We start from the raw sequence: 17,978 nt of genomic DNA on the forward strand, positions 1-17,978 counted from the left end.
CAGGCCCTAGGGTGACCCCGTGACGATCCGCCCATCGGCCCGCGCGGCCATCGCCTCCGTGACCGACCCCGGCAGCTTCGCCGAACTCCCCGTCCCGCCCGGGGAGTCGGCCCCCGACGGCCCCCTCGCCTGGAGCGGCTACGACGACTCCCGCGAGCGCGCCGCGCAGCGGACCGGCGAGGACGAGTCCGTGGTCATCGGCACCGCGCTGGTCGACGGCCACCCCGCCACCCTGATCTCCTTCGAGTTCGGCTTCCTCGGCGGATCCCTCGGCCACCGCACCGGCGACCGGATCGAGGCCGCCTACACCCACGCCCGCACCCACCGCCTACCCCTGGTGTCGCTGATCGCCACCGGCGGATCCCGGATGCAGGAGGGCATGCTCGCGCTGACCCAACTCCAGCGCGCGGCCCGCCAGTCCGCCCTCACCCGCGCCGCGGGCCTGCCGCAGATCGCCGTGCTGCGCGACCCCACCACCGGCGGCGGCTGGGCCACCCTCGGGGCCGGGGCCGACGTGGTGCTCGCGCTGCCCGGCGCCCAGGTCGGCTTCGCCGGCTCCCGGGTGCGGCCGGCGGACGCGGACCCGGCGGCCTACACCGCCGAGGGGCAGTACGCCGCCGGGCACGTGGATGCCGTCGTCCCCGCGGCGGAGCTGCCCGCGACCCTGGCGGCCTGGCTGCGGGTGTTCGCCGCGCCCCGATCCCCCGAGGCCGTCGCACCGCCGGCCGCGCTGGCCGACGTACCGCTTCCGCCCACCGGTTGGGACGCGGTGCGGCAGGCCCGCCGCCCCGGCCGGCCGCACGCACCGCAGTACCTGGACGCGTACTTCGACCTGCGCCTGCCCCTCTCGGGCGACCGGGCCGGCGGCACCGACCCGGGGATGCTGTGCGGTTTCGGCCTCCGACAGGGCGGGGCGGTCGCGTACGCCGCCCAGTGCGGCACCGCCACCCGTCCGGCGGGCTACCGTACGGCGGCCCGCGTCATCCGGCTCGCGGACCGGCTCGGCATCCCGGTGCTGACCCTGGTGGACACCCCGGGCGCGGCCAACGACGCCGCCGCCGAACACGCGGGCGCGGGCGCGGCCATCGCCGACACCTTCGCGGTGCTCGCCTCGGCCACCGTCCCCGTGACCACCCTCCTGATCGGCGAGGGCGGTTCGGGCGGGGCCCTGGCCCTGGCCGCGCCGGGCAACACCTGGGTCACGCCGGACAGTTACTTCTCGGTGATCGCCCCCGAACTGGCGGCGGCCATCCTCAAGCGCCCCCCGGAGGCGGCCCCGGCGACGGCGGACCAGCTGCGCATCCGCCCCCAGGACCTGGTCGACCTGGGCGTCGCCCGCGGGATCGTCCCGCTGGAGGAGCCGAAGGGCTAGCGGCCCCAGGTCCGCGGCGGCAGCTTCACGTCCATCCGGTACAGCCGGGTGATCTGCTGCGCCAGCTCGTTGTCGTCGCTGACCAGCAGCAGCCGCACGCGACCGAGCCCGTCGTGGCCGGTCACCGCCATGCCCTCGACGTTGTCGACCAGCGGGTGGTTCTGCGGCAGCTTCGACGGCGCGCCCGGCGTCGGGCAGCCGTCGAAGTCGCCGATCGCCGTCTTGCGCGCGGTCCGCAGCCCCGGGCCCTCGGTCAGCGCGGCCACCTTCGAGGTGTCCGTCGCGCCGAGGGGATCGGCAACGTACAGCCGGACCGTGATCTTGAACTGCTGGGTGAACCCGCGCTCCAGCACGAGGAGCCGGCCGTCGGGCGTCGGCGCGAGTTCCACGAGTCCGTGCCCGGCGTCCACCGGGTAGGCGTACTGGCGGCCCAGCACGAACTGCCCGTCGCGGACGCGCCGTTCCCAGGTCTGGATCCGCTGGAGCGTCCGCCCCTGCGCGTCCTTCCCGTCTCCGGCCAGCACGCCCTCCACCCCCGCCACCAGGGTGTGCCCACCGGGCAGCAGGGTCAGCGATTCGAAGGTCTGGTTGCCGGTGGCCCGGCCCTCGGGCGCGAGCTTGAAGGAGTCCGGGACCGGCAGCGTCTCCAGCACCCGGCCGGTGCGGCTGTAGCGGCGGATCGCCGGGGTGGTCTCGTCGGTCACCAGGTACGAGCCGTCGCGGTCGACCACGATCCCCTCGGAGTCGAGGACCTTGCCCGTGGCGGTTCCGTCGACCGTCAGCGGCAGCCTCGCGGTGGCCTGGGCCGTCGGGGTGTCACCGCGGCCCACCTCCAGCTGGATCAAGGGGAGTCAGCGGGGCGACCGGAGCAAGCAGGTCTACCGAACTGTCATATGGCGAATCGAAAGAGAACGGAAGGCCCGGCAACGCACCGGCAACGAACCCGCCAACTTCCCTTCACGTCCGGCCGGATCGGGCGAACTTCGCCGGGCTGATCCCCACATGGCGCCCGAAGTGCCGCGTCAGGTGCGCCTGGTCGTAGAACCCCGACGCCGTCGCCGCCTGCGCCGGCCGCATCCCCGCGAGCAGCAGCCGCCGCGCCCGCGCGACCCGGAGCCCGGTGAGGTACGCGTGCGGAGGGAGCCCGAACGCCTGCCGGAAGCTGCGGATCAGGTGGCTGGGATGGGCGTGTCCCAGGAGCGCGGAAGCCTCGTCCAGGGTGATCCCGCCGAGGACCCGCGCGTCCAGGAGCTCGCGCAGTCGGATGGCGGTCCTCGCATCCGGAACCCCGTACGGGATCTCGGGCCGCCCCTCCAGCCACCCGCGCAGCCGCTCCTGGACGAAGACGAGCCGCGACTGCGCCTCCAGCGGATCGTCCCGCCCGCCCAGCGCCCGGTGCAGTGCGTGGACCCGCTCGCGCAGGGCGCCGTCGAGCAGCAACGGGGCGTCCACGGCGGCTCCGGTCAGCGACGGCGGGAGCAGCGAGGTCTCCAGGTACAGCACGCGCTTGCGGAAGCCGGCCTCGGTGACGGTGCGGCCGTCGTGGACCACCCCGGGCGGGAGCAGGATCACGGTGTCCGAGACGCCGACCCCGTGCCGCTCGCGGTCGAGCCCGAAGTCGACGCGGCCGCCGTCGAGGATCATCAGCGTCCAGGTGTCGTGGACGTGGGCCGGGTAGGCGTGGTCGGTGAACCGGGCGTGGAAGACCTCCGCGATGCCCGGTACCGGCGGCTTCCAGGCGTGGACCGTGCTGAGCGGACGGGATATCGCGGCCATGTCAGGAACGTACAAGACCGGGCCCCGCCGCACCGGGCAGCCTGTCCGCATGACCACATCCGAGAGCACGCGCACGGTGAACATCGCGGAGAAGCTGGCCGGCTTCACCGAGCAGTGGGCCCCGCGCCGAATCGCCCGCGTCAACGACTACGAGGTCAAGATCGCCAAATTGCAGGGCGAGTTCGTCTGGCACACCCACGAGGACACCGACGAGCTCTTCCTCGTCGTCAGCGGCACCCTGACGATCCGGCTCCGGGCCGGGGACGTCGTACTGAACCCCGGCGAGATCTACGTGGTCCCGCGCGGGGTGGAGCACTGCCCGCAGGCCGACGAGGAGGCGGCGATCCTGCTGTTCGAGCCCACCGGCACCGCCAACACGGGCGCGCAGGGCGGCGACCGCACCCGGGAGCCGGTGGACGCCTAGGCCCCGGCCCCGCTCAGGCCTGCGGCGACCGCGCGTCGTAGCGGGCGAACCCCCGCCACCGCAGGGCCAGCAGGGCCAGTACGAGGACGCACGCGAGCCCGCCGCCGGTGATCGCTACGCCCGGGGAGGTGAGGTCGGCGGCGGTCCCGGCGAGGAAGTCGCCGAGCCGGGGACCGCCCGCCACGACCACGATGAAGACGCCCTGGAGGCGGCCCCGCATGTCGTCGGGGGTCGCGGCCTGGAGCATGGTGGTGCGGAACACCATCGACACGGTGTCCGAGGCGCCGGCCAGGGCCAGGAAGAGCAGTCCGAGCCAGAGGTTGCGGGTCAGCCCGAACACGGCGATGGCCAGCCCCCAGCCGGCGACGGAGATCAGGATCGCCACCCCGTGCCGGCGGATCCGCCCCTGCCAGCCGGAGAACAGCCCGCCGAGCAGCGCGCCCACCGCGGGCGCGGCCACGAGCAGGCCGACGGTCTTGGCGTCGCCGCCGTACCAGAGCACGGCGATGGCCGGGAACAGCGCCTTCGGCTGGGCCAGCACCATGGCGGCCAGGTCGGAGAAGAAGGTCATCCGGATGTTGGGCCGGGTGCCGAGGAAGCGCAGGCCGTCGAGTACGGAGGCCCGGCCCTTCTCGCCCTCCTCGCGCTCCGGCTTCATCGACGGCAGCCGCCACATCGCGTAGAGGGCGGCGCTGAAGGTGACGGCGTCGATCAAGTAGGCGGCCTGGTAGCCCCACCAGCCGACGATGACCCCGCCCAGCATCGGGCCGGCCGTCATCCCGAAGGTCATGGTGACGGAGTTCAGCGCGTTGGCGGCGGGCAGCTGCTCGTTGGGCAGGAGCCGCGGGATCATCGCGGAGCGAGCCGGCCCGTTGAGCGCCCCGCACAAGGACTGGAGCGCGACGACGGAGTACAGCAGCCAGACCCGGTGGTAGTCCAGGAGCGCGGCGCCGGCCAGAGCGATCGACAGGGCGGTCAGGCCGAGGGAGCTGTAGAGGCCGAGCTTGCGGCGGTCGACGGTGTCGGCGATGGCGCCGCCGTAGAGGCCGAAGACGACGAGCGGGACGAGCGAGAAGAGCCCGACCAGTCCGACGGAGAAGCTGGAGCCGGTGATCTCGTAGACCTGGAGCGAGATCGCGAGGGCGGTCATCGCCTGACCGAGCCAGGAAATGGTTCCACCGATCCACAGGCGCCGGTAGTCCGCCGAGGTCTTCAGCGGGGTCAGGTCGGCGAATATGCGGCGTCTGGGGCGCGTGGGCGAGGGTGGAGCCGTTGTACGAGTCACATCGGATCTTAACCAGGCACCACCCGGGGTCCGGCCGGATTTTCGACGGACCGCACCCCCCGCCACCCGCCCGAAACAATCGCCCCACCGGAATCCGGGGCCCCGCGGCGGGCCGGATCCTGCCGGTAACTCGCCACTATCACCGGACATTTGACCGAATAGACGTGCGCTCCTCGCCTGGAGTTCAGCTCATGATGAAAAGACTCGTATGTCCAGGGAGGCGCAGTGATCGAACCTGGCACCAGCACCACGAGCACCAACACCCCGAGCGCGACGGGGGCGGTCTTCCCGCTCACCGTGGGGGTCGAGGAGGAGTTCCTCCTCATCGACGCCCGCACCCTGCGGGTGGTCCCGGCCGCCCCGCTCGTCCTGTCCACCGCCGCGGGACTCCCCCAGGAACTGCACCCCGAGGGCACCCGCTACCAGGTGGAGATCTCCACCCCGGTCGCCGACTCGGCGGCGACCCTGCGCAGGGAGCTCGCCGGACTGCGGCGCACCCTCGCGCGGGCGGCCCGCGCCCACGGCTGCCGGCTGCTGGCGGCCCCCTCGCCGGTGTTCGCCGTGGAGGGCCCGCTCCACCTCACCGATGACGAGCCGCGCCAGCGCGAGCAGCACCGGCGCTTCGGCGCCCTCACCGACACCCTCGTCAGCTGCGGCCGGCACATCCACATCGGCACCCTCGACGTGGACACGGCCGTCGCGGTGTCCAACCGGGTCAGACCCTGGCTTCCCACACTGATCGCACTCGCGGCCAACTCGCCCTTCTGGGGCGGCCGTGACACCGGCCACGCGAGCTGGCGGGCGATGGCCTGGGCGGGCTGGCCCTCGGCGGGCCTGCCCCCGCACTTCACCTCGACGGCCCACTTCCGGCGTTCGGTGCAGACCCTGCTCGGCTCCGGGGCGGCCCTCGACACGAAGATGGTCTATTGGGACCTGCGCCCGTCGGGGAACTGGCCGACGCTCGAGATCCGGGCGCCCGACATGTCCCCGGACCTCGACTCGGCCGTCCTCCAGGCCGAACTGGCCCGCGCCCTCGTCGCGACGGCCCTGCGGGAGATCGCCGAGCAGCGCCCCGAGCCGCCCGTCCGGGACGACGTACTGCGCCTGGCGCGCTGGCGTGCGGCCCACGACGGCCTCGAAGGCTTCGGCCTGGACCCGTACACGGGCACCGAACTCCCGGCGGCCGACCTGGCGGAAGCCCTGCTCGACCTGGTGGCCCCCGACCTGGCCGCCTCCGGCGACCTGGACCACGCCGCGAAAACCATGGCGTCGCTCCTGCGCGACGGCTCGGGCGCCCACCGCCAGCGCGCAGCCTTCGCCCGCCGCGGCGACCTGACGGACGTCCTGCGCTACTTGGCAGACGAAACGGAGGCCTTCTGACCCACCCCCGGCGGCTCCCTCGGGGACTCTTGCCACGCTTCTCCCCCCGCCAGGGAAACCGGATAAAGCTCCGGAAACGCCAAAGCCGCAGGTGAGATCGTTTCTTCACCTGCGGCTCGCAGTGGGGCGGGTGGGACTCGAACCTATTGGCGTGACCCGTCTCGCCTGGGGTTTCCCCAGAGAGTCTGACATTACCGCCCGTTTCGATCCTGCTCGATCCAGCTCAGCCTTGCCGAATTGGACTTGGTGAGGCGATCGCCTCACCAACATCCTGCGTCGGCTGCACCATCGGAGACTGGATACCCGCACCGTCTACCTCCGCGCCCGGCAACCAGGTGCCGCCCGGTACGGAAGCGGCCTGGGCAAGAACCGCTGGGTCGTCGAAGCGGCCTTCGCACTTCTGCGCTGGTTCTGCCGACTGCGTATCCGCTGGGAAGTCCGCGCCGACATCCACCAGGCATTCCTCACCCTCGGCTGCGCGATCGTCTGCTGGCGGCGCCTCAGAGAACAGTGCTGATCTGAGCCCTCAGCCCGAACCGGCGACCAGTGCCTCGCCGAGCGGGGTGCGCCGGTAGAGCACCGACCGTCCGGACCGGGCGCGAACGAGCAGCCCCGCGCCTCGCAGGATGGCGAGGTGGTCGCCTACCGCGCCGGGTGCCATGGCGAGGCTTCGGGCGAGGTGGCTGGTACTGGCCGGGGCGTCCAGCGCCAACAGCAGCCGAGCCCGAGCCCGGCCGACCAGAGCGGTCAGCGCGTCCGGTTGGGGGACGGTCTCCTGTTCGCCCCACAGGGCGGCGGTGCCGCGGGCTGGATAGACCAAGGTCCTGGGCCAGGGGTCTTCCAGGTGGGCGGCGATATGCCCGACGAAGACCGAAGGGATCAGCAGGAGCCCGTCGCCGGCGAGGCGGACTGTTCCGCCTCGGAAGAAGCCAATCTCGATACCGCCGGCGCGCCAGGCGACGCCCGGGTGCAGGCTCTCGATGGTCGCCGCCCATCCGTGTTCGCCGATCACACCCACCCGGTGCACGACATCGCGCTCACAGATCGCGCGCAGTTGCGGCCAGTCCGCGGCGAGCAGCTCGTGCCACGCCTGGCCCATCGCCTCGGCGATCCTGGAGACGGCGTCCGTCGAGTCCAGCACTGCGCGTACGCGGGGATCACGGGCGGACGGGCCGGTCGCGGTGGCGGCGAATTCGTGGCGAGCCGCTTCCAGCGGTGTGGCCCGGATCACGGCCAGGTCGTCAGCCCAGGTCTGGTTCAGGCCGCGCGGGGGCGGGGCGACGAAGTTCGGTCCGCCTTGCGGGGTCTGCAGCGCGAGGGCGGCGTTCAGTTCGGTCTCGCGGCGAAGCCGTTCAAAGGCCGGCATGAGCCGGGCGGCCCAGGCTCGCGGCAGCGGCTGGCCTTGGCCGGCGAGCGAGCGCAGCAGTAGGCAGAGGTCCAGTGCGGGCGACACTGCGAAGCGGCTGCGCAGCAGGTCCTCGACGGAGACTTCGAAGCGCAGCACCCGGCCATGCTACCCCGGGACATCCATTCCGATTCGTCCAGCGACGAATCATTGGTGAGTGGCGTGGGCGCACGGCGAGGCTGGGCGTCATGATCCCAACCGCCGAACCCGCGCAGGTCAACCACCGTGCCACCTACCGGGAGGTGCTGGCCGAGCCGCGATTCCGGCTGCTCTTCTCGACCCGCGCCGTCGCGATCACCGCGGACGCGCTGCGGATCACCACGTTCTCGGTGCTGGTCTTCGCGGCCACCGGCTCCGCGCTGTTGAGCGCACTGGCCTTCGGCATGGGCTTTCTCCCGCAGTTGTTCGGCTCGCTGCTGCTGGGCTCACTGGCCGACCAACTGCCGCCCCGCGCGCTCATCGCCGGCGGCTACGCCTTGGAGTGCGCCGCCGCCCTGCTGCTCGCCCTGGTGCGGATGCCGATCGCGGCGAGCCTCGGTGTCGTGGCGCTGGTCGCCCTCGCCACACCGGTGTTCAGCGGCGCGTCGAGTCGGCTGGTCGCGCAGTGGCTGGAGGGCGACGCCTATGTACTGGGCCGTTCACTGAACAACATCGCTGCCTCCGGCGCGCAATTGTTCGGTCTGGCGCTGGGAGGTGCGGTCGTCGCGGTACTCGGCCCGCACCGGGCGCTCGCGGTGAGCGCCGCCCTCTACCTCGGCTGCGCGCTCGCTGTCCGCCTCCGGCTGCCCCGGCTGCAGCCGGGAGACTTCGGCGGCACACCCGGCACCGCTCGGGGCGAGGGCGGGGCCGTCCGGGCAAGCCTGCACGGTGCCGGCCTGCTGCTGCGCGGACACACGGTGCGACGACTGATGCTGGCCCAGTGGCTACCGCCCGCGTTCGTGGCGGGCGCGGAAGGCCTGATCGTCGCCTACGCGGGAGGACGCCACTTCGCGCCCGGCTGGTACGCGGTGCTGATGGGCTGCCTGCCGGTCGGCATGCTGGTCGGTGACCTACTGGTGGGGCGACTGCTACGGCCGCCCACCCGGGAACGACTGATAGTCCCGTTGATCGCGCTGATGGGACTGCCGCTGGTCGGCTTCGCCACCGAGCCCGGAGTGGGCGCCTCGTCCTGTCTGCTGCTGCTCTGCGGATTCGGATTCGCCTACGACCTCGGCCTGCAACGGCCGTTCCTGGACGCCCTGCCGCAGGACGGCCAGGGTCAGGCCTTCGGTCTGCTCGGCTCCGGCGGCATGACGCTGCAGGGCGTCGGGCCGGCCTGCTTCGGCTCGGTGGCCGCCGGCATCGGAACAGGCGGCGCCATCGCCCTGGCGGGCGGCGCGGCGGTGCTTACCGCCGGCTGGATTCTCACCTGGCACCCGCCCGCCTCCCCGGTCCCCGTCCCGAACTACTCAACGGGATCAGAGAACGGCACCGAACAGCATGCGTGCAGTTCTCCTGCACAGTAACCGTCGCAGGTCGGGTCGGCCGCGAGCCGTCACGCACCCCACCCCCAGGTCTCTCTGACAGGCAGTCATTCCCGGTGGCTCATTATGTAAGGAGTCCTAAGCCTCGGCTCTGCCGGCCGTTGCGGACCACATACGGGATCTTGAGACCACGAACAGCTCATGGAAGGGCCATGCCGCATGATCGATGAATTCGCGAAGGACAACCTGCACGGGAGACTGCGGCGGGACCGCGAGGCGCTGCTCTGGAAGCTCGACGGCTTGTCCGAGTACGACGCCCGCCGGCCTTTGACGGCGACCGGGACCAACCTCCTCGGCCTGGTCAAACACGTGGCCAACGTCGAGGCCAGGTACTTCGGCGAGGTCTTCGACCGCCCTTCCCCGGAACCGCTGTCCCGGTGGCAGGACTCCGACGGCAGCGATCAGTGGGCGGCCGAGGACGAGACCCGCGATCAGATCATCGGGTTCTACCGGCGCACGTGGGAACACTCGGACACGACGATCAACACGCTTCCCCTCGACGCCCCCGGCCACGTGCCGTGGTGGCCGGAGCCTTATGCCGACACGAACCTGTTCGCCGTCATGGTCCATGTCCTCGGCGAGTCCAACCGGCATGCCGGGCACGCCGACATCCTGCGCGAGGGCCTCGACGGCCGGACCGGGATGCGCCCCGAACACGAGAAGCAGATCGACGAGGAAGCCCGTGCGGCCTACCGCGCGAAGATCGAGCAGGCCGCCAGGTCGGCCGCACCGATCAAGGCTTAGAGGTTGTCTCACGCGACTTGATGTTCGTGCGGCATGATGCCGGTCGTGGGTGCTGTACACGACAGCCTCGCCCTCAAGCCGCTCATCCGCGGCGTACCCGCCGTCCGGTCCCGCCGGGGGACCACGGCGGCGCCGACCGTCAAACTCCGCGCGGACAAGGCGCACTTCTCCGCCGAACGCCTGGCCTGGCCTGGCCTGGCCTGGCCTGGCCTGGCCTGGCCTGGCCTGGCCTGGCTGTGCGATCGCGGGCTCGTCGCGCGCATCGCGCGGCCCGGCACATCTCAACTTGACCAGGGCCTTTGTCCAAGACTTCCTCAAGGTCGGACCAAGCCTGTAGCGGCAGCCCGCGCGCCGACCGGGATGCGCATACTTTGTGCCTGCATGACAGGTGATGCTGAACGGGATGCGCTGCCGGGGCGGCGCCAACTTGTCCGGGCGGCGCTGACCGGGGCGGTGGCGGTGGTCGCCGGGCTGGTGTCCGATACCGCCGCGACCTCGACCGTCACCCGGCCCGAGGGGAAGGGCCGGCGGCCCAGGACTCCCGAGGCCGCGCTACTGGAACTGGCGGCGGGCAATGCCCGCTGGCGGACGTTCCACGAGCAGAATCCGGACCGGACGCGGGCCGTACGGCAAACGCTGGTCACCGGCCAGCATCCCTTCGCCGTGGTCCTGGGCTGCGTCGATTCCCGAGTCCCGCCGGAGCTGGTCTTCGACCAGGGCCTGGGTGACCTGCTGACGGTGCGCTCGGCAGGCTCGATTCTCGATGAGGCGGTCCTCGCCAGCATCACCTACGGAGTACTGGAGTTGGGCATCCCGCTCGTCGTCGTTCTCGGGCACCAGTCGTGCGGTGCCGTGACCGCCGCCGTCCACGCAGCCCAGGGCGGGGAGCTGTTGCCCGGCCATATGCAGTACCTGGTCGACCAGATCCGTCCGGCGATCGACCGCACGCTTGCAGGCGCGGAGCGCGTGGATGCCGCCATCACGGTGAACGTGCGGCTGGTGCGCTCCCGCCTGGTCGCCGAGCCCGACCTCACGCCCAGGATCACGGCGGGCAGGCTGGCCGTGATCGGAGCCCGGTACGAACTGACCAGCCAGCGGGTTCACCGGATCCACTGACCCCCGCCCACAGTCAAGTGTCCGGCGGAACCACACCCGCTAGACTTGCAGAGTTATGCAATTTACTAGTTCTGGATTCTATGGACGGGGGTTGCGGTGTGGCCGGGTTCGAGGAAGCGGCGCTGGAACGGGTCCGGGTGGCGCGGGCTCGTCTCCGGGCTGCGCGGGAGGTTGACGATGCCTTCGAGGAGGCGCAGGCCGCGGAGGAGTTGGAGGATGCGCTGCGCGTGGCCCACGATCACGGCGTGGCCACCGGCGGGGACAGCCAGTGAATCGGATGGCGTCACGGTCTTGTTCGAGGCCGCGGTGATGGCCCGGCACCCCAGCGGGCAGCCGGCGCTGCCGCAGACGCGCAGGCACACGTGGACGGTGCCGCTGGTACCGGGCTCGGTACGGGCCGCCCGCGAGCGCACGGAACGATCCCTGGTTCTGTTCGGCCTGCAGGGCGCCTCCTCCCTGTTCGGGGCCGTGCTGCTCGTGGTCAGCGAGCTCGTCACCAATGCGGTCCGCCACGCCCCGCAGTCCCCGGAGGCCGAGGTCACCCTCCACGTGACGGACCACATGCTCGTGGTCTCCGTCGCAGATCTGGACCCGCGTCCCATCACGCTGGCCGACGCCGACCGGGCCTCAGGGCAGGGGCTACGCACGGTGGCCGACCTGGCACGCACCTTCGGTGGCGACGTCCGTATCGAGCCCGCTTCTGGCGGGCGCGGCAAGGCGGTCATCGTCCGCTTCATCCTGCCCGAGGGAACCCCATGAACAGTATTGAGCCCCGGGCTGTCCAGCTCTACGAGATCACCTACCTCGGCACCGGCGCCGTCGTCGATACCCGCACGGTCGAGGCGAGCGAGGTGGCAGCCGTCATCGAGCATGCCGGCGAGCACGGCATGAAGATCCTTGTCCGCCCGCACATCCCAGCCCAGGATGAACCCGACACCCGGATAGGAGGGCAACCGTCATGACGGACGACAGGCCCGCGCAGAGCGAGGCGGCGAAACAGGAACGGTGGCTGGCCAAGGGCGTCGCGCTGCGTGCCTTCTTCTACATCTTCGGCACGCACCTGTTCGCCGGGTTCGTATGGCTGCTCTTCTACCTCGGCCAGCACGCCCAGAAGTGAGGAGCGGCCGTCTTCCGGTGTCAGAAGCGCGTTGAACCCGCACTAACGGAAGACGGCCGCCGCATGTGGGGCGCGGCCCTGACGGGGCCTGCGCCGGGTGTGCCGCCTAGATGTGGCTGGTGGCACGCAGGTCGGCCAGGAGTTCGGCCTGGCCCTCCAGGACGCCGGAGAGGATGCCGCGGGCGACCCGCAGCAGTTCGGCGATCTGGGGGTGGGTGAGCTTGTAGTAGACGTTGGAGCCTTCGCGACGGGTGACCACCAGGTTGGCCTTGCGCAGGACGGCCAGCTGCTGGGAGAGGCTCGCCGCCTCCACCCCGACCTCCGGCAGCATCTCGGCGACCGCGTGTTCACGTACGGCCAGGAGTTCCAGGACGCGGATGCGGACCGGGTGCCCCAGCGTTTTGAAGAACTCCGCCTTGAGCTGGTACAGCGGTGTGCTCACCTGGGTACCCCTGCCGTGACTGCCCATCTCATCCACCCGGAACCGTTCCTTCAGCGGGGCATTCGCTCGCCCCTCTTCACACCTTGTGACCTCCACAATTGCAGATCCCTGCAACTCCTGGGACCCGGTGGGCGGCTTTCGTGACGTTCGACCCTCGCAGAGCGGGTCCTTCGCCGGTCAGGCCTTCTTGAGGAACTCGGTCCGCAGGACCAGGCCCTTGACCTGCTTCGTGTTGCACTCGACCTCGCCCGGACGGGAGGTGAGACGGATGTTCTTGACCAGGGTGCCGCGCTTGAGGGTCTCGGAGGTGCCCTTGACCTTGAGGTCCTTGATCAGGGTGACCGAGTCGCCGTCGGCGAGCGGTGTGCCGTTGGAATCCTTGACGATGATGTCGCTCATGGCGTGGGTGTCCTTGCCGTTCTCGTAGATCGTGCTGGTGCTGGTGTTCAGGTGAGGGCGGGTGCGGCCGGATGATTCGGGTCCGGCCAGTCATCGGTGCGCCACTGCTTGACCGCGTCCTGGGCCCCGTGGGCGGCCAAGGCCGCGGAGAGGTCGCAGTGGACGGCGACGGGCGGGCACGTGGCGTCGGGTACGAGAGAGCCGTCCGCGGGTATCGCCGCGAGCTCCAGGCGGCGGCCGTTCTCGGCGAGGTGGCGTGCGGCCTGGGCGACGGCGATCTGCCCTCCGGCCGACCAGCCCATGAGTCCGGTCAGGTCGAGGATGACCGGTCCGGTGCCCCGGGCGAGAGCCCACCCGATGGCGCCGGTGAACCGGTCCACGGCTTCCGCGCCGAGGTAGCCCGCCAGGGACAGCACGCCCAGGTCCTCGCGGGTCGTGTACCGCCATTCGATCGTCATCGTCAGTTCCTCGGCTTCACAGGGGGAGGGTGATCCAGATGGCCTTGCCGCGCCCGTCCACGTCCGGCCTTACAAGGGCCGTGCCGCCCAGCTCCATCGTCATTGCGACCACCATGGCCAGACCGCTGCCCGGGGCGGTGGCGAGCGCCCCGAACAGGGCGGGCTGGTAGGGGTGGCGGTCGTGGACGGCGAACGCGAACGCCCCCGGCCCGTGCGCGTAGGTGACCGTGATCGTCGGAGAGGTCAGGGCGGCATGGCGGACGGCGTTGGTGACCAGCTCGGCCAGGATCAGCAGGGCCGGGCCGACGCTGGGATGGCAAAGGCCCACGCCGCACTCCACCAGGACCCGTTCGGTGGTCTCGCGGGCAATGCGGACGGCCGGGCCGGTGGCCGGCACGTCCAGCACGTGCCGGTAGGGCATCGTCTCGACCCGGACACTCACCGGCCCGCCCCCGAAACCGTGCGGGCCAGGCGGAACCCGGACACCTGCTGCGGGTGCAGACGCAGCAGGGTGTCGTGCGGGCCGTGGGCCCAGCCGGGCAGGGTGCGCCGGTAGTGGGCGGCCTCGTCCGCATCGGCGATGACGTCCGCCGGCCCGTGAGCGGTCACCGTCCAGCCGGTTCCGGCCGGGGTGCGGATCTCATCGACCTGGTAGGTCAGCAGTACACGCCCGGGGATGGTGGCCGCCTGGACGGGCGAGCGGACGACGATGCGCCCGTACTCCATCACGTGCACGGCCGGGCGGACCACGGCCAGCTCCCGCTGGACGTAGACGAGTCGGCCTTGGCTGGAGCCTTCGAGGAGCCACAGGGCCTCGGTGCCGGAGACTTCGATCATGCGGCGGTCGGCGGGGACGGTCATCGTGCGGCCTTCCGGATGCGGTGCGGTCGGTGATGCGTACGGGGCAGCAGTCCCGCCTGCTCCAGGTGTTTGCGGGCCCCGGCGATGGCTTCCGGGGTGGTGGCGTACTCACGTCCCTCCAAGCGCAGCAGGTCGAGTGCGCCGACGGCGTCCAGGGCCTGGCGCTGGCCGGGCCGGATGCCGGAGGTCATGACGGCGATGCCGCGCCGGTTGAGCTTCTCCACCGCGTCCTTCAGCACCAGGGCGCCTGTGGCATCCAACGTCGTGATGCGGGACATCCGCAGGATCACCACCTTCACGTCGGCGACCTCGGAGAGTTCCAGGAGGAAGCGGTGGGCGCCGGCGAAGAAGAGGGGGCCGTCGATGCGGTAGGCCACGATGTGCTCCGCCAGCAGGGCGTGCTCCTCGTCGCTGTGCTCACCGGGCAGATCCGGGCGGAAGTCCACCTGCTCCATCCGCGCCTGGCTCGCCACCGCCTTCAGCGCGAGGGCACCTGCGACGACCAGCCCGATGATCACCGCGTAGACGAGGTCGAGGACCAGGGTCGCGGCGGCGGTCAGGACCAGTACGACGGCGTCCGAGCGCGTCGCCTTCGCCATCGCCCGCAGCGAGCCGACCTCCACCATGCGGATCGCCGTCGCCAGGAGCACGCCGGCGAGCGCGGCCAGCGGGATCTTCGAGACGAGCGGGGCCGCAGCGAACACGATCACCGCGAGCACTGCGGCGTGGGTGAGTGCGGCCAGGCGGGAGGAGGCGCCGGTACGGACGTTGACCGCGGTCCGCGCGATCGCGGCCGTCGCGGGGACGCCGCCGAACAGCGGGGCCGCCAGGTTGGCAATGCCCTGACCGAAGAGTTCCTTGTCCGGGTCGTGCTGCTGCCCCACCGTCATCCCGTCCGCGACCGTCGCCGACAGCAGAGACTCCAACGCGGCGAGCGCCGCGACAGCCACAGCGGGGGCGAGCAGCGAGCCGAGGGCGGACAGGTCCAGGAAAGCGAGGGAAGGGGCGGGCAGGCCGGAGGGCAGGTCACCGATCGGGGCCGCCGCGTCCAGGTGGAAGACCTGCGCGAGCACGGTCGCGGCGATCACCGCGACGATCGAGAACGGGATCGTCGGCTTCCAGCGGGCCCCTGCCAGCATCACCGCCGCGACACCGGCCGAGAGACCGATCGCGGTCCAGTTCGGGAACGCCACGAACTCCACGAGCGCCCGCCAGGCCACGAGCAGGACCTTCCCCCCCTCCGGCTTGGCCACACCGAGCGCATTGGGTATCTGCTGAAGGCCGATCACACACGCGATACCAAGGGTGAACCCCTCCACCACCGGCGCCGGCACATACCTCATGTACTGCCCGGCCCGCAGCAGCGCGAGGCCAATCAGCAGGACACCGGCCATCAGTCCGACCGTCAGCACGCCACCGGGCCCGTACTGGGCGACGATCGGCACCAGCACCACGGTCATCGCACCGGTCGGCCCGGACACCTGGAGGTTGGAGCCGCCGAACAGGGCGGCAAGCGCGCCCGCGACCACCGCGGTGGCCAGCCCCGCCTCCGCGCCCAGCCCGGAGGACACACCAAAGCCGAGCGCGAGCGGCAAAGCGACAATCGCCACGGTCAGACCGGCCAGCAGATCCCGGCGGGGACTACGACCCATGACCGCGAAATCAGCCCGCGCCGGCAGCACCGAGCGGACCCGCCCGAGCACGGAAGCCAGGAAGGTGGTCACGGTCACGAGGCCGGGACCTCGGACTCCCGCAGCTCCTCCAACAGCTCGCTCTGCCCGGTCAGCACCTCGGTCAGAATGCGCCGAGCCGCCAGCATCAGCTGCGCGACATCCCCGCCCGCCAGCTCGTAGACCACGGTCGAGCCGTCACGCACGGAGGTCACGATCCCCGACCGGCGCAACACCGCGAGCTGCTGCGAGAGCGCAGACGGTTCGACCTCGATCGCGGCGAGCAGGTCCCGTACCGGCATCGGCCCGTCCTGGAGCAGCTCAAGAACCCGTATCCGCACGGGGTGCCCGAGCATCCGGAAGAACTCGGCCTTGGCCTGATACAGCGGAACCGGCACGGTCTCGCACCCTTCTCATCACCCCGCACGCCGGGGCAGACAGCTGGTGCTGTGCCCGCGGCTACCTACGGACACAGCACCCACAGCATCTATGAAATTGCAAACTTATGCAATTCACCGATCCTGCGGTCCGCAGACCGACTGCGGGCTATACCGTCTGGGCAGGGCCTCGCCGCATCCCCCGTCGGCGAGGCCCTCTGCAAGCCTCGCGAGCAATCCCCGCCCGGGAAGCCTTCGTTAAGAGGCTTCCCGGGCTCACCTTCGACCCGCACGCCGCCGGCTCGGCGACCAGAGCGATGGCGAAGTGGCGGCGCGCATCCTCCGCCTGCCCGGCGAACGCCCGCAACCAGTCACGGACGCGCCCTCGGCCAAGCCCAGCTGGGCGGCGACCCGACGGTGCGCCTGCCCTCAGCCGCCGTTCCACCGAGACCGGATCCGTGTCCACGATCAGAACGTGGGCGCCCCTCGGTTCAGCGGCGAGACATGTAAAGGTCGAGAGCCTTGTGGAGCAGTCTGTTGAGCGGAAAGTCCCACTCGCCGAGGTATTCGGCGGCTTGGCCGCCGGTGCCGACCTTGAACCGGAGCAGGCCGAGCAGGTGGTTGGACTCCTCCAGGGTGTCGGTAATGCCGCGCAGGTCGTAGACGCTCGCGCCCAGTTCGTGGGCGTCGCACATCATCCGCCACTGGATGGCGTTGTTCGGCTGCACTTCACGCTTGCGGCTGGTGGAGGCCCCGTAGGAATACCAGACGTGCTCACCAACGGTCAGCATCGTGGCCGCGGCCAGCACCTCGCCCTCGTGACGGGCGAGATACAGGCGCATCCGGTCCGCGTCCTCCGCCCCGAGTGCGGTCCACATGCGCTGAAAGTAGGCCAGCGGGCGGGGGATGAACCGATCGCGTTCCGCGGTCTCCTTGTAGATCTCGTAGAAGGCGGGCAGGTCCTCGTAGCCGCCTTGGACTACCTTGACGCCGGCCTTCTCGGCCTTCTTGACGTTGCGGCGCCACTGCTGGTTGAACCCGCGCTGAACCTCGTCCAACGACCGCCCCGCAAGCGGGACCTGGAAGACGTAGCGCGGCTGCCCCGCGCTGAACCCGTCCTCACCACCCACTTCGCCCTGCTGCCACCCCAAGCGGCGTAGCCGGTCGGCGACATCGAAGGCCCGCGGTTCGCACGAACTGGCCTCGACATCGCGCAGCCGGCCTGCCCGCGGGTCCGCAATGGCGTCCTTGACCGTTTCTGCATCCCAGCGTCGGACGATCACGGGCGGACCCATTTTCACCGAGAACGCGCCGCGGGTCTTGAGATGCGCCAGCATCGGCTCGAGCCACCGCTCAAGGTCCGGGGCGTACCAGTCGATGACCGGGCCTTCGGGAAGGTAGGCGAGGTATCGCTTGAGCTTCGGCAGCGGCCGGAACAGCACGAGCGCCGCCCCGACGATCCGGTCGGTCTCGTCGATCCATCCGAGACTCTCCGCCCGCCAGTCCGGCTTCACATCCCCCCACGAGGGCACCTGCATGTGGCTCACGGAGGGCCGGTCCTTGATGAAGGCCAGATGCTCGTCACAGCTGATCGCTCTCAAGCGGAAGGTCATGCGTAGTGCTCCTCTG

Annotated in this window: 22 protein-coding genes and 1 pseudogene; 11 read left to right on the forward strand and 12 right to left on the reverse strand. The window is 71.1% G+C overall.

What is annotated here, in order from left to right:
* Window positions 1-19 precede the first annotated feature (19 nt).
* On the forward strand, window positions 20-1,372 hold the full coding sequence (locus tag OHU74_RS11135; RefSeq protein ID WP_371615742.1) for a carboxyl transferase domain-containing protein: 1,353 nt from the start codon (window positions 20-22) through the stop codon (window positions 1,370-1,372).
* Here OHU74_RS11135 and OHU74_RS11140 read toward each other — a convergent pair.
* Both OHU74_RS11140 and OHU74_RS11145 read right to left on the reverse strand, forming a co-directional pair.
* A complete protein-coding gene (locus OHU74_RS11140; RefSeq protein WP_371615743.1) occupies window positions 1,369-2,217 on the reverse strand; it encodes an esterase-like activity of phytase family protein in 849 nt (282 codons plus the stop codon). The genes OHU74_RS11135 and OHU74_RS11140 overlap by 4 nt on opposite strands.
* 112 nt (window positions 2,218-2,329) lie before the next feature.
* A complete protein-coding gene (locus OHU74_RS11145) occupies window positions 2,330-3,148 on the reverse strand; it encodes a helix-turn-helix domain-containing protein (RefSeq protein WP_371615744.1) in 819 nt (272 codons plus the stop codon).
* 49 nt (window positions 3,149-3,197) lie between these two features.
* On the opposite strand from OHU74_RS11145, the gene OHU74_RS11150 reads away from it, so the two are divergent.
* Entirely contained in the window at window positions 3,198-3,572 is a 375-nt protein-coding gene (locus OHU74_RS11150) for a cupin domain-containing protein (protein ID WP_371615745.1), read from the forward strand.
* 13 nt (window positions 3,573-3,585) lie between these two features.
* On the opposite strand, the gene OHU74_RS11155 is transcribed toward OHU74_RS11150, so the two are convergent.
* Window positions 3,586-5,007, reverse strand: a complete 1,422-nt coding sequence (locus OHU74_RS11155) for an MFS transporter (RefSeq protein WP_371615746.1) — start codon at window positions 5,005-5,007, stop codon at window positions 3,586-3,588.
* A gap of 75 nt (window positions 5,008-5,082) precedes the next feature.
* On the opposite strand from OHU74_RS11155, the gene OHU74_RS11160 reads away from it, so the two are divergent.
* Both OHU74_RS11160 and OHU74_RS11165 read left to right on the forward strand, forming a co-directional pair.
* Window positions 5,083-6,237, forward strand: a complete 1,155-nt coding sequence (locus tag OHU74_RS11160; RefSeq protein WP_371615747.1) for a glutamate--cysteine ligase — start codon at window positions 5,083-5,085, stop codon at window positions 6,235-6,237.
* 346 nt (window positions 6,238-6,583) lie between these two features.
* Window positions 6,584-6,754 (forward strand): annotated as a pseudogene (locus OHU74_RS11165) (IS5/IS1182 family transposase); the annotation flags it as partial.
* Between the two features lie 9 nt (window positions 6,755-6,763).
* Here OHU74_RS11165 and OHU74_RS11170 read toward each other — a convergent pair.
* On the reverse strand, window positions 6,764-7,741 hold the full coding sequence (locus OHU74_RS11170) for a winged helix-turn-helix domain-containing protein (protein ID WP_371615748.1): 978 nt from the start codon (window positions 7,739-7,741) through the stop codon (window positions 6,764-6,766).
* Between the two features lie 89 nt (window positions 7,742-7,830).
* On the opposite strand from OHU74_RS11170, the gene OHU74_RS11175 reads away from it, so the two are divergent.
* From OHU74_RS11175 to OHU74_RS11205, 7 genes are all read left to right on the forward strand, one after another.
* The gene (locus OHU74_RS11175; RefSeq protein WP_371615749.1) at window positions 7,831-9,147 is read left to right on the forward strand and encodes an MFS transporter; all 1,317 of its coding nucleotides are present in this window, start codon (window positions 7,831-7,833) and stop codon (window positions 9,145-9,147) included.
* A 177-nt stretch (window positions 9,148-9,324) separates the two neighbouring features.
* The gene (locus tag OHU74_RS11180; protein WP_371615750.1) at window positions 9,325-9,909 is read left to right on the forward strand and encodes a DinB family protein; all 585 of its coding nucleotides are present in this window, start codon (window positions 9,325-9,327) and stop codon (window positions 9,907-9,909) included.
* 381 nt (window positions 9,910-10,290) lie between these two features.
* Entirely contained in the window at window positions 10,291-11,025 is a 735-nt protein-coding gene (locus OHU74_RS11185; RefSeq protein WP_371619649.1) for a carbonic anhydrase, read from the forward strand.
* Between the two features lie 98 nt (window positions 11,026-11,123).
* Complete coding sequence (locus OHU74_RS11190; RefSeq protein WP_371615751.1) at window positions 11,124-11,297, forward strand: hypothetical protein; 174 nt, start codon at window positions 11,124-11,126, stop codon at window positions 11,295-11,297.
* A gap of 19 nt (window positions 11,298-11,316) precedes the next feature.
* Complete coding sequence (locus OHU74_RS11195; RefSeq protein ID WP_371615752.1) at window positions 11,317-11,784, forward strand: ATP-binding protein; 468 nt, start codon at window positions 11,317-11,319, stop codon at window positions 11,782-11,784.
* Window positions 11,781-11,987, forward strand: coding sequence for a hypothetical protein (locus OHU74_RS11200; protein ID WP_371615753.1), 207 nt, complete (start codon window positions 11,781-11,783; stop codon window positions 11,985-11,987). The genes OHU74_RS11195 and OHU74_RS11200 overlap by 4 nt, the downstream gene beginning before the upstream one ends.
* Window positions 11,984-12,142 carry a DUF6126 family protein gene (locus tag OHU74_RS11205; RefSeq protein WP_371615754.1) on the forward strand — a complete coding sequence of 53 codons (159 nt, stop codon included), beginning with the start codon at window positions 11,984-11,986 and terminating at the stop codon, window positions 12,140-12,142. The genes OHU74_RS11200 and OHU74_RS11205 overlap by 4 nt, the downstream gene beginning before the upstream one ends.
* Before the next feature lie 106 nt (window positions 12,143-12,248).
* Here OHU74_RS11205 and OHU74_RS11210 read toward each other — a convergent pair whose 3' ends face one another.
* From OHU74_RS11210 to OHU74_RS11245, 8 genes are all read right to left on the reverse strand, one after another.
* Window positions 12,249-12,584 carry a metalloregulator ArsR/SmtB family transcription factor gene (locus OHU74_RS11210; RefSeq protein WP_327252632.1) on the reverse strand — a complete coding sequence of 112 codons (336 nt, stop codon included), beginning with the start codon at window positions 12,582-12,584 and terminating at the stop codon, window positions 12,249-12,251.
* Window positions 12,585-12,761: 177 nt separating this feature from the next.
* The gene (locus OHU74_RS11215; RefSeq protein WP_371615755.1) at window positions 12,762-12,983 is read right to left on the reverse strand and encodes an alkylphosphonate utilization protein; all 222 of its coding nucleotides are present in this window, start codon (window positions 12,981-12,983) and stop codon (window positions 12,762-12,764) included.
* A 47-nt stretch (window positions 12,984-13,030) separates the two neighbouring features.
* The gene (locus OHU74_RS11220) at window positions 13,031-13,441 is read right to left on the reverse strand and encodes an STAS domain-containing protein (protein ID WP_371615756.1); all 411 of its coding nucleotides are present in this window, start codon (window positions 13,439-13,441) and stop codon (window positions 13,031-13,033) included.
* Window positions 13,442-13,457: 16 nt separating this feature from the next.
* A complete protein-coding gene (locus OHU74_RS11225; protein ID WP_371615757.1) occupies window positions 13,458-13,883 on the reverse strand; it encodes an ATP-binding protein in 426 nt (141 codons plus the stop codon).
* Complete coding sequence (locus tag OHU74_RS11230; RefSeq protein ID WP_371615758.1) at window positions 13,880-14,302, reverse strand: pyridoxamine 5'-phosphate oxidase family protein; 423 nt, start codon at window positions 14,300-14,302, stop codon at window positions 13,880-13,882. The genes OHU74_RS11225 and OHU74_RS11230 overlap by 4 nt, the downstream gene beginning before the upstream one ends.
* Complete coding sequence (locus tag OHU74_RS11235; RefSeq protein WP_371619650.1) at window positions 14,299-15,954, reverse strand: SulP family inorganic anion transporter; 1,656 nt, start codon at window positions 15,952-15,954, stop codon at window positions 14,299-14,301. The genes OHU74_RS11230 and OHU74_RS11235 overlap by 4 nt, the downstream gene beginning before the upstream one ends.
* A gap of 74 nt (window positions 15,955-16,028) precedes the next feature.
* Window positions 16,029-16,370: an ArsR/SmtB family transcription factor gene (locus OHU74_RS11240; RefSeq protein WP_371615759.1), complete on the reverse strand. Its 342-nt coding sequence runs from the start codon at window positions 16,368-16,370 to the stop codon at window positions 16,029-16,031.
* Between the two features lie 470 nt (window positions 16,371-16,840).
* Window positions 16,841-17,962 carry a lipid II:glycine glycyltransferase FemX gene (locus OHU74_RS11245; protein WP_371615760.1) on the reverse strand — a complete coding sequence of 374 codons (1,122 nt, stop codon included), beginning with the start codon at window positions 17,960-17,962 and terminating at the stop codon, window positions 16,841-16,843.
* Window positions 17,963-17,978: the final 16 nt, after the last annotated feature.

It is taken from the genome of Streptomyces sp. NBC_00454 (assembly GCF_041434015.1).
Lineage (GTDB): Bacteria > Actinomycetota > Actinomycetes > Streptomycetales > Streptomycetaceae > Streptomyces.